Annotated in this window: 3 protein-coding genes; 2 read left to right on the top strand and 1 reads right to left on the bottom strand. The window is 70.7% G+C overall.

All coding sequences use genetic code 11. The features are described 5' to 3' along the window. On the top strand, positions 1 to 908 hold a 908-nt coding region (locus G3I42_RS15965; RefSeq protein WP_239096484.1), incomplete at its 5' end, for a glycoside hydrolase family 64 protein. A 235-nt stretch (positions 909 to 1,143) separates the two neighbouring features. Here the strand turns inward: G3I42_RS15965 and G3I42_RS15970 are convergent. Then, positions 1,144 to 2,028 carry a SigB/SigF/SigG family RNA polymerase sigma factor gene (locus tag G3I42_RS15970; RefSeq protein ID WP_164286537.1) on the bottom strand — a complete coding sequence of 295 codons (885 nt, stop codon included), beginning with the start codon at positions 2,026 to 2,028 and terminating at the stop codon, positions 1,144 to 1,146. A 521-nt stretch (positions 2,029 to 2,549) separates the two neighbouring features. On the opposite strand from G3I42_RS15970, the gene G3I42_RS15975 reads away from it, so the two are divergent. After that, positions 2,550 to 2,945 (top strand): cell division protein SepF, encoded by a 396-nt coding sequence (locus tag G3I42_RS15975; RefSeq protein ID WP_164286538.1) that lies wholly within the window; start codon positions 2,550 to 2,552, stop codon positions 2,943 to 2,945. Positions 2,946 to 3,221 lie beyond the last annotated feature (276 nt).

Consider the following 3,221-nt stretch of genomic DNA (forward strand, 5'->3'; position numbering starts at 1 on the left):
TCCTCGCCGCCGCCTTCTGCGGCCTCGCGACCGCCCCGCAGGCGGGCGCCGCTCCCGCACCCGTCGTCGCCGCCGCGCCGGGCGAGGCCCCGCCCGACTCCTTCTGGGGCGACACCTCCGCCTTCCCCGCGCCGAACAACGTCGTCACGGTCGCCGTCCTCAACCGCACCAACGGCAAGTACCCCGACAGCGAGGTCTACTGGAGCTTCAACGGCGAGACGCACTCCATCGCCGAACAGCCCTACGTCGACATGCCGGCGAACTCGGCCGGCCGCATGTACTTCTACCTCGGCTCGCCCGACAGCCAGTACCAGGACTTCATCGAGTTCACCGTCGGCGACAACGTCTTCAACGGCAACACGACCCGCGTCGACGCCTTCGGCCTCAAGCTCGCGATGCGCCTGCACGCCGCGGACGGCTACGACGTGCAGGTCGGCGAGGACTACGACACCTTCCAGCAGTCCCGCGAGCAGACCTTCCAGGAGTTCAAGGACGAGGTCCCCACCGAGTTCAAGGGCCTCGCCGACGACCCGGCCCGCATCCCGGCCCCCGGCAGCTCTCCCGACTTCCGCGAGGGCGGCAAGTACGCGGACTACTTCACCGCCTACGCCCAGTCGCAGGGCGTCAACGCGCCCACCTCCGACATCACGGGGTGCGCGGGCGTCCTCGCCAACGACCCGGGCAAGTGCTCGGCGCTCAACCGCCACGTCGCCCAGCTCCCCGAGGACCAGTGGTCCACGCCGGACCTGTACTACAAGGACAGCCCGGCGAACTACTACGCGAAGTTCTGGCACGACCACGGCATCAACCACCTCGCGTACGGCTTCCCGTACGACGACTACGCCGGCCAGTCCTCCTTCGTCTCGCACCAGGACCCGCAGTGGCTCGCGGTGGCGGTGGGGTGGTGACGCGCCGCGGGGAGGGGTGACGTTCCTCCCGCGGCGGTGACGTCCCGCCCGGTGGCAGGCAGGCGCGTCGCCCCGGTGGCCAGCAGGCGCGTCGCAGGGCCCGTACGAAGAGCGGTTCTTCGTACGGGCCCTGTGGACAACGGGACCTCACCGGACCGCCGGGCCTCGCGGCCCCGGCCGGGCGCGTGGCCCCGGCCGGGCGCGTGGCCCCGGACCGGCCTCGTGGTCCCGGATCTCAGCCCTCCGACAGCAACCCTTCCCTCAGCTTCCCGAGCGTCCGGCTCAGCAGCCGCGAGACGTGCATCTGCGAGACGCCCAGCTCGGCCCCGATCTGCGCCTGGGTCAGCTCCTGCCCGAAGCGCAGTTCGAGCAGGTACCGCTCACGGTCGTCGAGCGTGCCGAGGAGGGGGCGCAGCGCCGTGAAGTTCTCGACCAGCTCCATCGCCGGGTCCCAGTCGCCGAGGAAGTCGGCGTAGGTCGTCGCGGTCTTCTGGTCGGGCTTGCCGCTCGTGGTGCTGTCGGCGGGCAGGTCGAGCGAGTCGGACATGTAGCCGTTCGCCGCGATGAGCCCGTCGATGACCTCCTCCTCGCTGATGTCCAGCTCGGCCGCCAGCTCCTTGACCCCGGGGTCGCGGTCCAGCTCGACCGCGAGCCGTTCCTTGGCCCGCGCGAGATCGACGCGCAGCTCCTGGAGCCGCCGGGGGACGTGCACCGCCCACGTGCTGTCGCGGAAGTACCGCTTGATCTCGCCGACGATGTAGGGGATCGCGAAGGAGGTGAACTCGGCCTCGCGGGTGAGGTCGAAGCGGTCGATCGCCTTGATGAGGCCGATCGTGCCGACCTGGAGGATGTCCTCCATGTCGCCGTTGCCGCGGTTGCGGAAGCGGCGCGCGGCGAAGCGCACGAGGGACTGGTTCATCTCGATGAGGGTGTTGCGCGCGTACTGGTAGGCGTGCGTGCCCTCTTCGAGGACGGCGAGCTGATCGAAGAAGAGCCGCGAGAGCTCGCGGGCGTCCTGCGGGGCAACCTTCCCCGCATCCTCTATCCAGGGCAGTCCGGCGGCATCCGCCTCGGCCGCCGCCGGGCCGGACGTGCCCGTGCTGTGCGTGGAGATCGTCACGAGTAGCACCTTTGCAGTCGGTTGCGGTCGAAGAACTTCGACATGGCCCCGCCTGCCCCCGCGCATCGTCGTCACACACGACGAAACGCGCCGATCGGGAAACGGCCCGAAATCATCCGGAGAACGGTGTCCGAGGCCGCTGGAATACCGGGCCCGCCGGTCCGGATGATCCCCTTCCGGAATCCGCTCACCCTCGCTGACCTGGTGACTCGGCACTCCTTCCGTGACTTTTCGCAGGCAATAAGAAAAGACACGAGAGGCCGCGAAAAATGCTGTGCATATCTGTTCCGGGCGCGGGAATTCGGGAACAAGGGTTTATGCGGGCACTCCGCCACGGGCCCCGCCGCGCCGCACCGCCCGGGTTGTTGGGTACGGTTTCCCAGGGCACCCCTGGGTGCCGACGTACCGTCAGGCGTGCCGCCGGGGGCCGCGGGCGGGTGTGTCGCTGGTCCGCCGAACGAGTGAGGCGGGCGAGAATGAACGAATGCAGACAATCGTACGAGCCCGGACGGGGTGGGGCAGTGAACAGCCACGACGTCACTGATGAGCAGTGGGAAGGGCTCGCCCAGGTCGTACCGCTGCGCAGCAGCGACGCCTGGCCGTCCTGGCCGGGGCACAGCGCCCTCCCGGACGCGGAGACCGCCTCGCGCCGGCGCTTCGTCGTCCTGCGCGTGAACGTCTTCGCGGACGCGCGGGAGGTCGCCGAGACACTCATGGCGCAGATCCCCGTCCTGCTCGACCTCAGCGGCGCCGAGAGCGAGACCGCCAAGCGCGTACTCGACTTCAGCAGCGGCGTGGTCTTCGGCCTCGGCAGCGGCATGCACCGCGTCGACCGCAACGTCTTCCTGCTCGCCCCTCCCGGCACCGAGGTGCAGAGCCTGGTGGAGGGCGTGCGGGGCACGGGCACGATCGGCTGAGCAGTCGGCCGAGGGCGGTGGCGTGCGGCACCCGTGGTGCGGGTGTGCCTCGGGCGCGGGACCGGTGCGTGGCGGGTGACGGGCGGCGCGTGGCGGGTGCGTGTGGCGGGCGTGGTGCGTACGTGCGGCGCGCGGGGCCTCCGGCGAAACGGTTCGCCTTCGGGCCCGGGCCGCTGTCCGTGACGGCGAACCGCGCCGTTGCGCCCGGCCTGCTCCCCGCGTCGCACGGAATCGCGCCGTTGCACCCCGCCCGGCTTCGTGCGTAGCACGTGGGCG

The organism is Streptomyces sp. SID11385 (assembly GCF_010548245.1).
Taxonomy (GTDB): Bacteria; Actinomycetota; Actinomycetes; order Streptomycetales; family Streptomycetaceae; genus Streptomyces.